The organism is Haladaptatus ordinarius (assembly GCF_054177595.1).
This window is the reverse complement of the sequence record NZ_JBPEHH010000086.1, coordinates 1-16,332: the sequence shown is the minus strand read 5'-3', so window position 1 is coordinate 16,332 and position 16,332 is coordinate 1. Positions and strand designations below refer to the sequence as shown.

The 16,332-nt window shown below is 57.4% G+C and carries 14 protein-coding genes and 1 pseudogene; 7 read left to right on the top strand and 8 right to left on the bottom strand.

Features of this window, described 5'->3' with window-relative positions; all coding sequences use genetic code 11:
* Positions 1-821: 821 nt before the first annotated feature.
* Positions 822-4,760 (bottom strand): ATP-binding protein, encoded by a 3,939-nt coding sequence (locus tag ACR3FF_RS21120; protein ID WP_458190110.1) that lies wholly within the window; start codon positions 4,758-4,760, stop codon positions 822-824.
* Between the two features lie 160 nt (positions 4,761-4,920).
* Positions 4,921-5,745, bottom strand: a complete 825-nt coding sequence (locus tag ACR3FF_RS21115; protein WP_458190109.1) for a CPBP family glutamic-type intramembrane protease — start codon at positions 5,743-5,745, stop codon at positions 4,921-4,923.
* A gap of 416 nt (positions 5,746-6,161) precedes the next feature.
* Here ACR3FF_RS21115 and ACR3FF_RS21110 point away from each other — a divergent pair, with 416 nt between their 5' ends.
* Positions 6,162-6,416, top strand: a complete 255-nt coding sequence (locus ACR3FF_RS21110) for an antitoxin VapB family protein (protein ID WP_458190108.1) — start codon at positions 6,162-6,164, stop codon at positions 6,414-6,416.
* Positions 6,413-6,805, top strand: a complete 393-nt coding sequence (locus ACR3FF_RS21105) for a PIN domain-containing protein (protein ID WP_458190107.1) — start codon at positions 6,413-6,415, stop codon at positions 6,803-6,805. The genes ACR3FF_RS21110 and ACR3FF_RS21105 overlap by 4 nt, the downstream gene beginning before the upstream one ends.
* A gap of 432 nt (positions 6,806-7,237) precedes the next feature.
* Here ACR3FF_RS21105 and ACR3FF_RS27455 read toward each other — a convergent pair whose 3' ends face one another.
* Positions 7,238-7,357, bottom strand: coding sequence for a hypothetical protein (locus tag ACR3FF_RS27455; RefSeq protein ID WP_472850163.1), 120 nt, complete (start codon positions 7,355-7,357; stop codon positions 7,238-7,240).
* Between the two features lie 75 nt (positions 7,358-7,432).
* A complete protein-coding gene (locus ACR3FF_RS21100; RefSeq protein WP_458190106.1) occupies positions 7,433-8,242 on the bottom strand; it encodes a nucleotidyltransferase domain-containing protein in 810 nt (269 codons plus the stop codon).
* Positions 8,243-9,475: 1,233 nt separating this feature from the next.
* On the opposite strand from ACR3FF_RS21100, the gene ACR3FF_RS21095 reads away from it, so the two are divergent.
* The 4 genes and pseudogenes from ACR3FF_RS21095 (at position 9,476) to ACR3FF_RS21080 (ending at position 12,973) form a co-directional block, all read left to right on the top strand.
* Positions 9,476-10,267, top strand: a complete 792-nt coding sequence (locus ACR3FF_RS21095; protein WP_458190105.1) for a transcription initiation factor IIB family protein — start codon at positions 9,476-9,478, stop codon at positions 10,265-10,267.
* A 255-nt stretch (positions 10,268-10,522) separates the two neighbouring features.
* The gene (locus ACR3FF_RS21090; RefSeq protein ID WP_458190104.1) at positions 10,523-10,843 is read left to right on the top strand and encodes an AbrB/MazE/SpoVT family DNA-binding domain-containing protein; all 321 of its coding nucleotides are present in this window, start codon (positions 10,523-10,525) and stop codon (positions 10,841-10,843) included.
* The gene (locus ACR3FF_RS21085) at positions 10,840-11,268 is read left to right on the top strand and encodes a PIN domain-containing protein (protein ID WP_458190102.1); all 429 of its coding nucleotides are present in this window, start codon (positions 10,840-10,842) and stop codon (positions 11,266-11,268) included. Before ACR3FF_RS21090 ends, ACR3FF_RS21085 begins: the two co-directional genes overlap by 4 nt.
* Positions 11,269-11,684: 416 nt before the next feature.
* A pseudogene (locus ACR3FF_RS21080) lies at positions 11,685-12,973 on the top strand (RNA-guided endonuclease InsQ/TnpB family protein).
* A gap of 17 nt (positions 12,974-12,990) precedes the next feature.
* Here the strand turns inward: ACR3FF_RS21080 and ACR3FF_RS21075 are convergent.
* The 4 genes from ACR3FF_RS21075 to ACR3FF_RS21060 form a co-directional block, all read right to left on the bottom strand.
* Positions 12,991-13,647: a nucleotidyltransferase domain-containing protein gene (locus ACR3FF_RS21075; RefSeq protein WP_458190100.1), complete on the bottom strand. Its 657-nt coding sequence runs from the start codon at positions 13,645-13,647 to the stop codon at positions 12,991-12,993.
* 307 nt (positions 13,648-13,954) lie between these two features.
* Positions 13,955-14,947 carry a DUF8008 family protein gene (locus ACR3FF_RS21070; RefSeq protein WP_458190099.1) on the bottom strand — a complete coding sequence of 331 codons (993 nt, stop codon included), beginning with the start codon at positions 14,945-14,947 and terminating at the stop codon, positions 13,955-13,957.
* The gene (locus ACR3FF_RS21065) at positions 14,940-15,188 is read right to left on the bottom strand and encodes a hypothetical protein (RefSeq protein WP_458190098.1); all 249 of its coding nucleotides are present in this window, start codon (positions 15,186-15,188) and stop codon (positions 14,940-14,942) included. Before ACR3FF_RS21065 ends, ACR3FF_RS21070 begins: the two co-directional genes overlap by 8 nt.
* On the bottom strand, positions 15,185-15,583 hold the full coding sequence (locus ACR3FF_RS21060) for a hypothetical protein (protein WP_458190097.1): 399 nt from the start codon (positions 15,581-15,583) through the stop codon (positions 15,185-15,187). The genes ACR3FF_RS21065 and ACR3FF_RS21060 overlap by 4 nt, the downstream gene beginning before the upstream one ends.
* Positions 15,584-15,933: 350 nt before the next feature.
* On the opposite strand from ACR3FF_RS21060, the gene ACR3FF_RS21055 reads away from it, so the two are divergent.
* Positions 15,934-16,182: a helix-turn-helix domain-containing protein gene (locus tag ACR3FF_RS21055; RefSeq protein WP_458190096.1), complete on the top strand. Its 249-nt coding sequence runs from the start codon at positions 15,934-15,936 to the stop codon at positions 16,180-16,182.
* Positions 16,183-16,332: the final 150 nt, after the last annotated feature.

Here is a 16,332-nt window from a genome sequence, read left to right as displayed (position 1 = left end):
GACCGCACCGCAGACACGTTCCGACCGCCTACCGGCTGTGAGGACAGCAGATACGGGAACGGCGTAATTATTTTGTCGCCAGCGGTGGTTTGTTCGGTTAGCAGCGTTTCCATAGGTGAAATCCTATTGAAAGCGGAGAGAGGGTCGTTTTCTTCCGTCCATAATCGAAATCGGAACACGAGAACCGATTATGGAGTTTCCATACCGTCAAAACAGCCTCGACGGGTGTTCATAATCGGCCTCACTCACCGCAATACGTGTGATGTGAGAGGAGTAAAAGGGAACTAGTAACTAGTGCCGACCCGGACGGGAACATGGCTGAAACAGCCGAAATCAATCGAGACAGCGGTTGTGCGCATACTGGTCCGATCTCGCAGGGGGTGAAAATCTATCATGCGTCCCCGGATAAAACCTTCATAATCGGGTTCCGTCTAGTGGTTTTGGCCAGTTATGAAATCAGGAACCCGGTCTGCGGTCGCTGAACCAAACCGCACGACAGTGCGATGATCGACCACATGGCACGTCCTGCTGACAAGGCACTTTTCTTCTCAATTGCCTTGTTTTCCTCCTAGTTGATTCTCCATCATGTGGTAGCGACCCTTCTTGCGGAGGCGAGAGCCGGTTATGAACGACAGTTGGACGACGCTCTGACAGTAACATCAATGTTCGACCGGTCTGAACGCACAATAGCGATTATGAATTGCAGGCGAGAAACCCACGACGAAAGACAGGGGATGAATCGGGTGGAGTGCAAACCTGCACCTACCCACCTCAGCAGAATCGGTCTGTGGGAAGCCCACGACGGTAGGCGTGAGAGGCTGTCACGAATCACAGTCGGAGAGTCGACCTCGCAACCACCCGGCCGGATACACCGCCGTTAACCCCGGAGTATCAATCCGAAACTGCTGGGGTGGTGTCGTCTCCGCATACGTCTTTTCAACACGCTGTTTCCCCTCTAATGGCTCGTTCAACGCCGCAAGCACCTTATGCCCATCAGCCTGTTTGGGAACGACCCAGATCGCCTCCTCGACATCGCAATCGGCCATCTTATCGAAATCATCAGGGACGGCCCGTCCAATGTCGTGGTTGATGCGTTCTGCTTCACCAGCAACGACGATAGTTCCAGTCTCATCTAGGCCAGCAACATCAAGGCGACGCTGTTCGTCGATTTCATAGTAGGGAACAACGTCCACAACAGCCGATTCCACGTTCTGTGCATACTCTTGGTCGAGATATTGACGCAGCACTTCGACCCCAAAGACGTGCTCACTGGATTCTTCAAGATCGCCTCGTCCATGCCCATAATCGACACCTTGTCTGTAGCTTTCGCCAATCACTGTTCGGCCATCGGCCGTCACCGTGTATAGCCGATGTGGGTGGTCAGTATCCTGTCTAAGCAAGTCGGTCTCGAGCAACGCCCGCACCTCATCGGAATCGATGCCGACGTACTCCTGGAGGCGGAGCATCGAATCCGTGAGGAGATCATACTCTAACGAATCATATCGTAACTGCTGGGCGTTATACACCGCCTGCAAGAACAATAACTGTCTCACCGACCACGCCGAGGCCTCGATCTCTTCGGGTGCCAGCTTGAGATTGAACTCACAGATCGGAACGTCATCACGATCCACCGCATCCAGCATGTGACAACACTCAATCGCTCGGCGCATGCCCTCGATCGATGGGTCATAGCGATTCTCACAGCGGATGCATCGAAGGGCATGTGTCTCCTCGTCGTACGCCACCGACGTCGGCAAGCGCTTGGTATGCGGGAGAAGCGTATCGACTCGAACAGCTGTGTGCGCTTGTGCTTGTGCTTGTGCTTGTGCTTGTGCTTGTGCACCCGAGTCGTCATCCTCACGCTCTCCATCCGCGTCTGCATCTTTCGTCCCTGCCGCCTCGCTCGTCGGCATGGACGCGACTCTGAGCCCCGACTCCAGTGCGGTCTGGGCTGTAATTCGCTCGAACGCAGCCCGGAACAGAAGCTCGTCCGTGTCTGACAGGGAGTGGTCGCTCGCAGGATGACCGGGCAATGCAGGAAGCGATGTCGCGAGAAATGGGCGCACCGTCGGGGTATCGAAGCCCGACCCTGGCCGGACGAGCCACTCACCACTCGGCATCGCCGCAAGCCGACGCTTGAGCGCGTGTGGTGGCATGTCGGGTGTGGCTAACGCCTCTGCGAGCTCGTCTGCAAGTGAGACGTTGCCAACGACGAGGGTGGCGATTTCGTTGAGTGCCTCTTCGTACGTGTTACTGGCCGGATCAGGGGAATCGAGTTGTGCGGGGAATTGCACGCCAAGCGCGAGCGACAGCCCGAATGACCGCCCCTGTGACAGTAGTGTGTCCATCAGTTTCGTATCGGCGACATCAGCGGCTTCGTCAAAATAGCAGTTTACCTGCGGTGGGTTCGCAGGCGTCTGTGAATTTCCATTCTCGGCCCGGGCTTTGAGTGCCGTCCAGAGATTCGAGAGCACGACGAGCGTGAGCGTCCGCTTGACCTCGGCTTCCATCCCACCGAAATCGAAGACAACAAGCGCGTCTTCATTGATGAGCTCCGCGAAGTCGAAATGCGGGTCGTGATTCTCGGCCGTCTGGTCATCAGTCTGGTCATCATCCGTGTTCTGGCCATTCACTGGCTGCTTGTGATTGCCAACGTGGTCGAACAGCGGTGCAAGTCGTCCATCGGTGGCAATCGTCTCGACACGGCCCGTCGCTCCACCCATGATGTTTCTGACCATATCGCGGTCCCGCTCGTCGAGCCCCGTAAAGTAGCGTGCGAGCGTCCCGTCGGCGACCGGAGGCGGCGTCTCGCCGCGTTCGATCGCCTGAAGTTCATCATACAGCGTGGCATGCGAGAATGCATCATCGCCGTGTATCGGGTCGAACAACGCCCGAATCGTGTTGCGAATGACCTTTCGCGATTCGGGGGCGCGATCGTACTGTTCGGTGCCCATGACGCCGGCGAGTATCTCTTCATAATGGCCTGCCTTCCGCGAGCGGGCTTCTTCGCGTGGAATCCCCGCATCGAGCAGTGGTCGAATATCGAAAAACGAGAGGGCGGGTAGCACCTCCGTCAGGTCGAAATACTGAATCGTCCGCTCGTCGTCCATGTGGCCATACGTGCCCTGATACGTCTGGAGGAACTCCGTCGCCGTCCCGGCTTTGTGAAAGAAGAGAATATCGGGACCCTCGGTCGCAACGAGGTTGGTTAGTGCTGCCGTCATCAGCAACACGCTTTTTCCACTGCCCGTGTCGCCAACGACGAACAGATGGCGGCGCTGATCTTCGGGCCGAATACACAGTGGCTGGCCGGACGGCTGGCGATCGTGGGTGAGTGGCATGCCAATCGCCTGTCCGGGTGGGACATAGCGGACCAACTGCTGTGGTGACGGGAGGACGAGGCCGGTCCGTTCGGTGTGTCGTGGTGCGAGTGCCCGTTTGCCACTGGGTGTGAGTGCGCTCCCGTCGACAAGACAAAAGCCCGGGAGTTCGGCCGGGGTGATGATGAGTCCCGTACTCGAATTGGTCGTGAAGGGAAGCGCACTCCGTGCCGTTTCGTAGGTGGCCTCCTTGACGGTGCGCGCACAGAGGTCGTCGTATATCTGTGTCCCCGCTGGTGTCTCACCGAACGTCCGACCAGTACTGTCTGTCCCGACGCGGCCCGTAATCGTGTGTTCTGTCCCACTCAGATGGCCGAGTGTGCTTGCTAGGCGTTTGGCAACCCGGTCGGCCTCCGCTGGCGTGTGACGGGAGAGTGCAACCGCGCGTGCCGAGACGGTGAGTGTTCGCCGCACGTCGCGGTCTCTGATTGCCTGTCGTCGTTCTTTGTAGTGTTGGGGTGGATTGTAGTCTTCGTCTCGGTCGCTGGGGAAGAGTTCTCCCCAGATCCGATCGCCGATAGTGACGGTCCCGCGCTCGAGATTTGTACAGTAGCCTTTGGCAGCCGTGTGTTCATTGCCACGGAATTGACAGACGACCTGATAGACGGTCGGAACATCGGCATTGCTGAGTGTTTCGATGAGCGGTGCCAATGGAATCCGTGGCTGTGTATGAGTGGTCGATGTCGATCGTCGCGTGGCCGTGTGCGTGTGCGTTTCGTGTGCTCCATCTGCGTGCTCGTAGAGCGGCGTGAGTGGCATCTGCCAATCCTGACGCATCGTAGCCTGGCCCTCGTATTCGACGCCAGCGATGTACGGGGTGGCGAGTCGGGTAGGCGTGACCGTTCGTGTGGTGGTCTCACTTGCCGTCTCATTCGCTGTCTCTGGGGTCAGTGTGCCCTCACCATCCGGTGTGGGGACGAGGGGAAGGTGGTCTTCGACGTATCGCGGGTGGAATTCGACCTCGTTACACTCGTAGGACTGGGGAAAACAGGTTCGGAGGATACCCTCGAGGTCAGAGAGCAGGTCGTCATCGGTACTGCCGACGAGATAGCGAATGCTCGAATCCGGGCGGCCATCGGCGACGAGCAACCACTCGAGACGCGGTACGTGTGTCGAACGAGCGAGTGAGTGGCGAAGCCCCGTCTTTGTTCGACTCTCTAATAGGGAGTACAACAAATCCATGGCCCGGGTGACGTCGGTCGGATTGAGCTGCGTTTCTGCGGGGCGAATTTCGAGATATGTGCGTGGTGTGGGTGGGTCAGGCGTGGGGAGGTCGGCTGGTTCGATGTCGACTGGAACGGGGAGTGGGTCAGTGGTGAGGGCGTCGTCAAGGTGTGGCGATGCGTGGGGAGTGGCAGGGATGGATTCGTCGTGTGCCATGGGTGTGCGAGCTGTGGGTGGGATGGGTAATTCGGGGATGGTGCAGCAGTCGGTGTGACAATCGATGACGCACACGCCGGATGCTTAAATTCCTATTCTGACGGTGTGAACTGTTCGGGTAGGAGATTGGTGTCGGCTGGAAAGAGTGCTGTCTCGATGGTTATCGTCTTCTGGACTCGTCGGCGTCGTCAGTCGCGAGCGGATAGGCGTATCCTGAGAACCCCATTTGGGCCGCAACTCGGACACGGTAGACGTCGCCAGGGGTAACGTCCACGACTTCGAGTGTTCGTCCATCAGCCGTCTCGGCAGTGTGGAGGGCTCGCTCGTCTGGCGGTTCGGAGCGAACGGTAACGTGGTGCACTTCACCTGGTGAGAACGTGTCCGGTCTGTATCGTTCTCTCACGGTCTGTCCAATTCGGACGAGTTCGAAAATGAGATTGTGTCCGGCATGGACGGCTACTGCGAGCAATCCCAGCCCGTTGATCCAGAGGTAGACCGACAGAAGTCCCATGGTGAAGTGTGGGAGTAGATGCCGAGTGCGTCCGTCGAGGACGTGGAGATACGCCCACACTGCATTCGCGACGAGCATGACGGCGACGACGTGCCCGGTGAGCATGGTGGCGATGAGCAGTGGCAGGGCACGAAACACGGCTTCTTCGAGCGGTGGTGCAACGCCGACGCTCGTGAGTACGCGCCGTGTGTGTTCGTGTGGGGTCGTCGTCTCACGCCGTTCGATGTCCAGGAGATCCGCAGTTGTGTATGGTTCAGGGGGATGGGTATGTGCCGTGCGAGTCGGTGGGGGGTCGTCGGACTGTACATCGAAGATGTCGATGCCGGTTAGGCTAGCGAGTTTCCACTCCCAGCGAAAGAGAGTCGACCGTAAGACGACGTGGGATGCCACGCTGAGTGCCCACGTTAGACCGATGGCCCAGAACTCACCGGCCCGAAGTCCGGCCAGCCACGCGTTGAGGAGGGACTGGAACATGGCTGGGGTGTGTCGTCTCGGTGCTTGAACCTACTCCTGTATCGTGGTTTGATGATATATTCGAATGGTTGAGAGGTGTTCGGACGGTCGTTTTGGGATTGTGTCACTCTCGATTCCACCAACCTTTGACATCCTCCCCGCCCTGAAGGGCGAGGATTCCACCGTGGGACAGCGGGGCGACCCTGTGTTCCCGTTGGCAACTTCTCGTCTGCCGAACGAGGTCAGGCGAGACGATACCGGGTTCGTGCGCGATACGTCGACCCCGCGAGGAGTGTGGCGTATTCGGCGTCCGTTCGGACAATATCCGCTTGCACCGTGCCTCCCATTCGTCTCAAGAAGAAGGCGGGGATGCCCCCAGTCGCACGCCGGATAGCCGAACACAAATACTTATAGAATTTGCACACTACTCTATAGATATGAGCTCCGACACCAAAACTGTCGCACTCAGTGAGAGTGCGTACGAACGGTTGAAAGCCCGCAAGCGCGAGGGTGAAAGCTTCAGCGATGTCGTTGAACGATTAGCAGGGGAGCGATCGCTTCTCGAAATCGTCGGCACCGGATCGCCGGACGATGGCTATGCCGAGTCTGTCAAGAACGCAGGAAGTAGTCTCAGTGAGGGCGCTGACGCTGTCCGTGAGAGCCTCCGTGATGAGCACGAGGACGACACGTGATTCTAGATACGACGTTCCTGCTTGACCTGCGCCATACAGATCCAGATGCAGTGGCATATGCACGCGACCTCGAAGCGTCACCAGAACCACTCCGCGTGTCGGCTATCACGCTGGCCGAATTACAAGCAGGTGTCCCACGGGTCGATGACTCGCTTGCGGAGTACACCGAAATCACTGACGTCACGGCAAGTAAAGAGATCGTCCCAGTCACACAATCAATCGCCCGCCGTGGTGGACGCTTCTACGGTGAGTTGGAAAATGATGGGATAACCGTTGGTCTCGACGATTGTTTGATTGCAGCGACTGCGATCGAAGTCGAAGAACCGGTCGTCACTCGTAATGTGGATCATTTTGACCGCATTGACGGTGTCCTTGTCAAGGAATATTAGTACTCTTTTCGCAACACACTGCTCTTGCTCGCTGGCTGGATCGTGACATCGTCGAGGAGCACACTGGCACAGATCTCCCTGACGGTGCATTCAACGATTGTCAGCTCCACACGACTGACGTTTCGACGCCAGCACCAAACGTGCGTTCGGTCGCTCTGCGTCGTGGTTGCTATGTGTGGGACGAAAACGAGACGAAGCAGTCGTTGAAAGCCCCGCCCGCTCGCGGCCGCTGTGTGCGATATTCTGACCTCTCCGCACCGGTCGGTCAGAATAGTTGCCCGCATAGACGACCATGCAAGCGCGAGCGGACGGTCCCTTTCAGTCCCACCTCGTCGGTTGTGGGGATCGCCGGAGTGGGAACGCTTGCTCACGCTCGAAAGTGCGAACACGGCCGAACCTATCACAGACTAGATGGATATTCGACACCTGCACCTAGTCACCTGACGAACACTGGCAGAACCGCTTGAGTTGTGGATCAAACGTGACGATGTGCTCATGGACGGCCGTCGCTACCTTTCGCATCGCACGGGCCTGTCCCTCTGTCGTGACGATCGTCCCGTAGGCTCGAATGTCGGCCGTCCGAATGCATCCTCAGCCGCCGAAATTTCATCGAGTAAATCGGTGGGGTCACTCATCACCGAGTACCTCCAGCTTGATTCGGTCGAGTGTTTCTGATGACCGCAGGGTGATTCCTTCACCGAATAGTTTCTCGGCATCGACTCGATCTAACTGATTGATGATTGATTGTGGTGTCTCGATTAGTATCTCGAACGAATATCGTTGTGCGGACGCCCAGTCTTGGTTGTCTGCTTCCAGCATCCTTTTTACCTCATCCCATCCAGTCTCGAAATCGGCGTTCAGCGCATCATTCACCGCAATGGTCGACGGAATTTGTAATTCACCGAGATGTTTCGCAAGCTTGTTCGCGGTGTGTCGTTGTTGCATCTTCTCACCGCCGACGAGTACCCAGAGGTCAATATCCGACTGGCGGTCTGCCTCACCTCTGGCAACGCTGCCGAAGAGGATGATGCCCTGCATGTCCTCGAGTTCCTCTTCGAGGTAGTGGCAGGCAATACGCACGGGAGGGTGAAACTGCGTCTGTGGAATGTTGTTTATCGGGTCAGTTGGATTATCGAGTCGGCTTCTATTGATGTGGACTCGGCGTGCATTTCCTTTATGAAACGTCTCAACGAGGTCATTTGCTTCGAGGACGTTGGTGGCTTCGCGTGTCGCCCGTTCGCTGAGCGGAACAACCTTCGATAGTTGTCGGATAGAGACGTTACTATCGGGGTTATTGCTTAAGAAATTGAGAATATACGTCGTGGCACCATGCTTGAAGAGTTTTGCATCTCGAACGGGAAGGGCAAGTTCGATAGTCGCCCCTTTCTTTGGGCCGGTGTCATCATCCCACTCTTCTTTCGAACTATTATTCTCCATACGGCATATTAGCGCAGCCTATTGCTTATACTTTATATTGTGTCTGTGGGGCTCGTCGATTCGTACAGAGAAATCATTCTCTCACAAAATTCTGAGAACCCCCCCCCCCCAATGAATAGTCTGTCTTGCGTTATCAACCGGCTCGAAAGCCTTCGGGGGCTTGACTCTCGCGCGTCGCTGCGCACTGTTCCTTCGTCGTTCCAAGGCTTGGCGAGAGAGTGCGTCGGGGTTCGCCGAGCCTCCGTCTCCTTTCCCTCCTCCGCCCTGGATTGTGTCGGTTGCTACTGGTGTCGCTTTGATTGATGGTTGCTGACGACCCGTCCACTCGCCGTCGATTTTGGGTGGGCCGTCGTTCGTTCCCTCCCGATCTACCAGCGAGTTCGTCGGTCGGTTCCTGCACAGCGGATCGTGGACAGGAGACTGTTTCACCGTCTGAAGTGCGTCGGGCGCGTAATTCACGGGGGTTCGCAACTTCGTTAATTTCTTCGAACGTTTCGCGGTCGTACACTCGCCGCCACAACGCGTCACCCCGTGGAATGTGAACTGAGACAGAAGTCTGCTCAACTGCTGTTCGACGGCCCGTCCGCTCGCCGCGTGCCGCCTTCCGGTGAGCACAGCTCACCGACGTCTCGTTCGCTTTACTCACGAGACCTCCGCATCGCTCGCGACCGACCATTCCGGGCGTGCGGCCTGCGGCCGTTCCGGGCATCTGGTTTCGACGCCAGCACCAAGCGCGCGTTCGGTTGCGTCTCCCGCTGGTCGACGGACACGAAACCGGCTTGTGTGCTGGCCGCTCGCGTCGGGCGGGTCGGCGCGCGGACTCGTTTGTGTGACTGCCGAGAGCGCGCGCTCGCTTCGCGCCCAGGGGCGCTCGCGAAGGCGCAAGCGAGCGCGCGCAGGAGATGGCCAGTCGTGATAGCGATGAATCTCATGTAGGAGTGAGTGTCGGAAAAGACGCGGTAGGAGACGCGCCTTCAGGAGCTTGGAACTCCAATGAGTACTAGCAACAGCTTCGGTAAAGAAGGTTCGTATCGACAATCGAAAGACCAGACGAGCGGGTGCCCCGAGTGTGGGCGGCGGGTGATCACAGCGGGAATTGAGACGTTCTGTGAGGCGTGTGGCCTGGTCGTCAGAACTGACGAAGTGAAACAGACAGTGTCACCGAGTGTGCACGGGCCAGTGCGGCGAAGTGGGCCTCAGGAGTGGGCGATCGAGCCGACGACGGTGTTCAGAGTGAATCACGGACTCGGGTCGCGATTCAGTCTCGGACGGGATGGGCGTGGACGGCCACTCTCGGCCGAACAGAAGCGGCGGTTCGGTCGGTTACGGCGGTTGGACAAGCGCATGGACGCCCGTGATCGACGGTTGAACGAGAGCCTACGTGATGTCCAGAGCATCGGGGAGAACGTCGGGTTGCCGAGGTACGTCTGTGCGGACGCGTGTCTGCTCATGCGACAGGCGGCCGAGCGCCGATTGCCGGGTGGCCGAATGGCCTGGGAATCACTGGCGGCCGGGGCAGTGCTGTTGGCGGCGAGGCGAGCGGACGTGCCACGAGCAACGGACGCGGTGACCAAGTACGCAAAGTCGACGCACGAGCGAGCGTGTGCAGCAGCGCGGAAGATTCGGATCGAGTGTGACCTGGTCGAGGCGTTTCCCCCAGTGCAGGTGCGGGCACTGGATGCAGTGTTGGCAGCGTTAGACGACAGGCTGGACGCGCACGCTGTCCTAACGTTTGCTCGACTGGGACAGCAGTTGCTGGCGGTTGCCGATACGAAGCCAGTCGGGCCAGGAACGTCGCGGGTGGCCGTTGCGGGCGCGGCCGTGTACGCGGCAGATCGGCTGACGGACGGGAAGTCAGTGACCCAGGCACAGGTAGCCAATGCGGCGAGTCAGGTGTGCCCAACGTCGAAAGGTGTCGTCGCACGCTACTCTCGAGAGTTGTACGATGCCTACGAGGGAAGGTACGGACGGGCAGAATCACAGGTCGTCCTCGAAACGGAGCGTGCGGTGGACACGGTCGGATAGCGAAACGGGCGGATTCTTCTTTTTTCGATACCAGCCACCCACGCCCACCTCCCCACCCACCGCTCCCGGCCTTCGGCCGGCAGCCACGACCGAGAGTAGCAGGGACGGTCGAAGTCAGAGAACCCGTCCCGCAGTAACGATTCGAGGCGGAAGCCCACGACTGGTCGTGGGTGGATGTCAATTGTCTGTCGCCGCGGATCCGTTGGCTGCGTCACGACTATGTATGAGTAGACCAAAGTAATGAGTAGAAAAAGTATGAGTGACACAGAGTCTGAAAAGGTGGTGTCGGTGTCATCGCGCGGGCAGGCTACCATCCCGAAGGAGTTTCGGGAAGAACTCGGCATCGATACCCCCGGACGTGTAAAATTCGTCCGCACCGTCGAGGGCGAAATCGTCGTTCGACCGATTCACTCGGTCACGGACCTCCGTGGGGTCTTGCAGGGAAAAACCGACGACCACGGCCGGTCGGCAGTCGAACGGTTGCAAGCCGAGCGCGAGCAGGACAAGGCCAGCGAAGCAGAGTTGCGAAAGCGGTACGACGGTGACGACGAGACCAACGACGAGGATAGCGTATGACAGCAGAGCCAGCCCATCCTGAGACGATCGTCTTTGATGCAGAGCCACTCATCGCCTATTTTTGTAATGAGCCGGGGAGTGATACTGTTGAAACGTACGTCGATGCCGTGGAAGGGGCGGCAGAGGGATATATCTCGGCAGTGACGCTCGCCGAGATTCACTACATCGTTCGCGCGATCGATAGCGAGGATCGTGCCAATGCGGTCGTCGACGTGCTCGCAGAGAGTGGCATTCGACGCGTGGATACGAATGAGACGTGGCCCATCGCTGCAGATTTCAAGTTTCGGTATTCGCCAGCGCTGGGCGATGCGTTCGCACTTGCGACGGCACACCACGTCGACGGACTCCTGCTCGTCGGTGCTGACGACGACTATGACGATGTTACCGATGTTTCGATCACTCGCTTTCGAACCAACTCGGTGTAGGAACAGGCTGGGCGTCGCGACCGATTTCACTTGTGTCGCCTTCCGGATCAGCGATACTCCTCTGGAACGCATGATCACCGTGTAGTGGCCATTGCGTTCGATCAAAAATTGGGCAGTATCAAGCAATCAACAGGCCTTCCGCAATTAGAGGATGGTTGGATCGGTCACGAATTCCAACCCCGTTTCCGGATTGACGGGTGAACGTTGGAACGCGTCTTCAGCATTAGCGAGTGCGTTCTCGATCTCTTTAGCTGAAAAATAGGGTGCTAAGCCCCCTTCCTCAAGGAGTGAACGGAACGAAGTGAAGTGAGCGAGTAGGGAGGGGATACAGCACCCGCACGAGTTGCAAACACGCTATTAATACACCGTTATCAGCACGATTAATACACCGCACTTCGTGCGAATTTACACGTCGCATGATGTACAGCCCACGCTTCCGCTTGTTGCCCACCGAGGAGCAACGCGAAGCGATGGACTGGCAACGAAACACCGTGCGACAACTCTACAACCACGCACTCAACGAATTCGAGCAGATTCCCACAGACGCAGGAACGCTCCGGCAACGCGTCTGGATGGTCCGAGACACGCTCCCCGCACTCAAAGACTGGTGGCCGACCTGAAACAAGTCTACTCCACCGTCCTCCAGAAAGCCGTCGAGCGTATCCGCGACAACATTGAGAACCTCGGGAAGCTCAAAGCCAAAGGATACGACGTGGGGGCGTTGAACTGGAAGAAACCGCGAGAGTACAGGAGTTTCACGTACCGGCAATCGGGCTTCGAACTCGACACCAAGAGTGGCCCGGACGGTCGCGGACTCCTCATCCTCAAGAAGCTCAAAGGCGAAACCCGCGAGATACCGATTCGCCTGCACCGAGACCTTCCAGACCAGGAGCAAATCAAAGAAGTCACCCTCAAGAAAGAAGCGACTGGCGCGTGGTACGTCTCGTTCTGCATCGACGTTGAAGAACCCGAGAAACCGAACGTTGAGTCCATCGAACTCGCTGGTACGGTGGGTCTTGACCTCGGGGTTGTGAACTTCGTCCATGACTCCGAGGGACGTTCGATTGGGAGACTTGACCTATCGGACAACCGCGAGCGCCTCGAACGCGAGCAACGCTTGCTCTCCCGCAAGGAGTACGAGTCGAGCAACTGGGAGAAGCAACGTCGAAAAGTGGCTGAAGTCCATGCTCGGATGTCGAACAAGAAACGTGACTTCAAACACAAGCTCGCGCACTTCTACACTACCGAGTACGATGCCGTGTTCGTTGAGAACCTCAACGTGAAAGGAATGCTCGAATCCCCAGAGACCGCTCGCAACAAGGCAGAAGTTGGATGGCGTGACTTCATCACGATTCTCGAACACCACGGCGACAAGACCGGCTGTCACGTCGTTCAGGTCAACCCTCGTCGCACGACCAAACAATGTGCGTCGTGCGGCGTGGAGACGCGGAAACCGTTGTGGGTTCGTGAGCATTCGTGTCCGACGTGCGGGTTCGAACTCGATAGGGATTGGAATGCGGCTCTGAACGTTCTCTCTCGAGGACTGAAGAAACTAGGAGTGGTTCACTCCGAAGACACGCCCGTGGAGACTGCGACCGCTGTGTCAACTGATGGTAGCGATTCATCGTCCATCGTCGTGGATGCAAGTCGCGTCACAGAAACAGGAAGCCCCACCCTCAAGGAAGCGACGACAGTCGCTGAGTAGGGCGGGGTAGTTACATGTCATTGGTTCCCTCCGAAGATGTCGTGCTTAACCTCTTGGAGCACGTCTGTTGTGTAGAGTTCGACCCCTTCTTGGAAAATCGGTCGAAGATCTGCGCCTCGTCGGCGGGCACTAGCTGGTGATTCGACGAAGGTTTCGAATTCATATCGCTGCCCATCGATTGCCTGTGTTTCGAGATCCGATTTGATTTTCGAGATTGCTCGTCGTGTGGCGACGAGTTCGTCATCGTTGTTAGTCAGCACGAACAGATCGATATCGCTGACGCGATCCGCCTCGCCGCGTGCGACGCTGCCAAAGCAAACGATGCCAGCAATCGATGAGAGTTCCTCGGTGACGCGGTCTCTGAGTCGTTTGAGCGGTTGTCGGAAGGGTGCCTGGGGAATCTCCAGTAATGGATCGTCGGCTTCGTGCAAATGGTCGTCGTTGATTTGGTAGAGGGTTTTCCGCCCGACGTCGCGACGCGTGATCAGTCCAAGTGCGGTAAGCAGTGTGAGCGCCTTCGAGACGCTCGGACCGCCAAACCCGGTGAGTGTCTGGAGATCACGATTTGAGAATTCACTTGTTGGATTGTGGGCTGTAATTTCGAGAATATCGTCCATTGCTTCATATCTGAAGATCTGTTCCTCGGGAAGCGGGAGGTGTATTTCGACACGCATACCGTTATCTGTAGCGTATTTGTTTACACCACATATAACGATTATGTCCACGCTACTCGAAAACGGTCTGTGACCTATATGACTCGCTGTGATTTACCCGCTTCCGACCACAAACGCGGTGGCCGGCACCCGCTCTCTCCCTCCTGCTGGTTCCTAGCCGATAGCCACCGATACAACTGCCGTACTTACGAGTAGCCGTCCGACGTCAGTCCCGAACTGTGTCACTTCGGGGCGTTCACATCCGCGTTCGTGTGGGAGGTCGTAAGAGCGGTGTTACCCTCTCGGGCGTGATTTCGTCCTGGCCACGCTACTCTCTGGCAGCCTCGTCTGTGGCCGGGCTATCGTTCGTGTTGTTATTCGATACCTCACCGGGAAGCTCAACGTCCGCTTTCAACACGAGGCGCGTCTCTCGATACTGCAACCCATCCTTGGATCGCTTTCGTTTGGTCATCCCCAGTCGATGCTTCGAGAGTTCGTGCATCGCGTCCATGGTTCTACGAGCGAGTTCCTGTGAGTATTTCTTGCTCACGCCGGACTCTTTCAGGCGAATCCACTCGGCGAGATCTGAGGCATCGAGATAGGTACGAATCTCGCCACTGCCCGTCGACCATAACGAATAGCGACCGGCGTCATCGCGTTCACGCCACGCCTTGCTTGCCAGTTCGTCGGGCTTGCGATTCGTGACGGATGCGAGCATCTCGTCGTCGTAGCGAGCGAGTCGTTGCAGTGGGAGGAGATCCGCCGTCGAATGGGCGACTGTGCCACCGCGACCGAGCGCATCCTCTTCACCAGGGAGCCGGAAGTAGGTCCGACCATCGTCTTTCGTGATCCGTTCGAGGGTGTTACCTTCGACGGTGATGCGATTCTGGTCGACGTTCTCGGCGAGTAGATGGGCACCTTTCTCGAACTCTCGTGCTTGCAGTTCGTCGATGCGGTCGTCATTGGCCTCCGTTTTGCGAGTGATTGCTTTCCGATGGGCCTGTGCCTCGGTTGTCGTGGTTTCGAGCTCTTCGATACGCTGTTCAAGCTCTTCGATTCGTTCGTTTTGCTGCTCGACGGTCATACGGAGGTCATTATTTCGCTGGTCTTTCTGTGCGAGTTCCGCTTCAACCTCGACAATGTGGTTCTCTTTCTGCGTGAGTGCTTCGGCAAGGTCGTTGAGCTGCTCGTCCTTCTCAGCTACGTCCGCTTCGAGGTCGGCGATACGGTCGCTGAGTACGTGGACGTGTTCGGCAAGCTCGCTGACCGAGATCCCGTCTTCAGTGACGGCGGTCGCTCCGACCGGACTGGTGTCACTCATCCACCGTCACCTCCTCAGGGTCGGCTGTGTCGGGGCGATGGAGTGAGTTGCCATGGCAGCCACTTCGGACGACCATGTCGACGTCGACGGTGCCGTCAGGGAAGCAGAACCGACACGGGTCGAAAAACGCGAGCAGGCCGTCTGAGACGCGGGTGGTTCGCCACGTGGTGTCTGGGTTGTGCGTCTTGACCGAGCAGTCGGGGAGTGGTGTCGCAGTGGTCGAGTCGCGGGATTCGCTCATTCGTCATACCCCCGCTGTGTGTCGGTAGTATCGGCTGGCTGGTGGCCGGTGTCTTCACTGGTGGTGTCGGCGGGGCGCGTGACGGCCTCGATGGTGGCGTGCGTGCGTACCCAGGCGTACTTGCCGTTCGGTGTGAGTTCGTACCGGTCGAGTTGGTGCTCGGGGTGGTCGTACGCGTTGTAGTAGGTGTAGGTGAGCCGGTACAGGTCGTTGCTGGGCGTGGCGAACAACAGCGTGTGGTGGCCGGGTTCCGGGCCACGATGGGTCTGTGTCGGGTCGGTATGTTCGTGGTCGTAGATGACGCCCGTGAGCGTGCGCTTGGTGGTAGTGACCTGGATAGGGTTAGTGCGGGAGAGTGAGAGGATGGTCTCCGTGTGGGGGTTGGGGTCGGTCATTGGGCCTCACCCCTCGACGGGTGTGCAAAATGTGGCGTCGTGTACGAGTGGGTGGTTGGCGAGTGCTGCGGCTCTCGGACGGGACACTTTTGTCCCGCGTGCGTGTAGGTGGACATGCGGTTTCGTTCCTAACGACCGCACGACGGGCCCGTGTCTTCACCACGGGTTCGTTTTTCCGAACAGATAGCCCATCAGACGGTCGTTACTTCAACTGATAGTGCGGAATCGTAATAAAGGTTGAGGCATTGGTGCTTCAATTTGATTCAAATTTGTATCGAGCAGTGGATGAATCGACGCTGATAAGAGGTAGGTTTGTCCAAAATCTATTAATGCGAAAACGTGGGGAGTGGATGAATACCGCCACAGACCCAGTACTCGAAGCACTCGATGAGACTAACTGGGCACTTCCACCAAAGGTTCTCTATTACAATTTAGGCCTCTCGAGAGCATCTGTTAATAGGGCGCTCCAAGAGCTCCTGAAACGTGATTTTGTGGAGAAACCAAAAGATGCAGCTAGCTATTACCAAATCACCGAGAAAGGACGAGCGTATCTCATGGGAGAGATCGACGCAAGCAACGTAGAAGCAAAACGTGAATAGAACTCAGTAGTGAAAATATCGTGTACTGAATTTCGGTACTTCCCATCGAGTCAGTGGATAGTCACGACTGACGGGGTTAGATTCTCAGGAAGCGTCTGGATGGGTGATTATGAGATTTCTCTACCATCCAGACACTGTTCTTACGGCTGC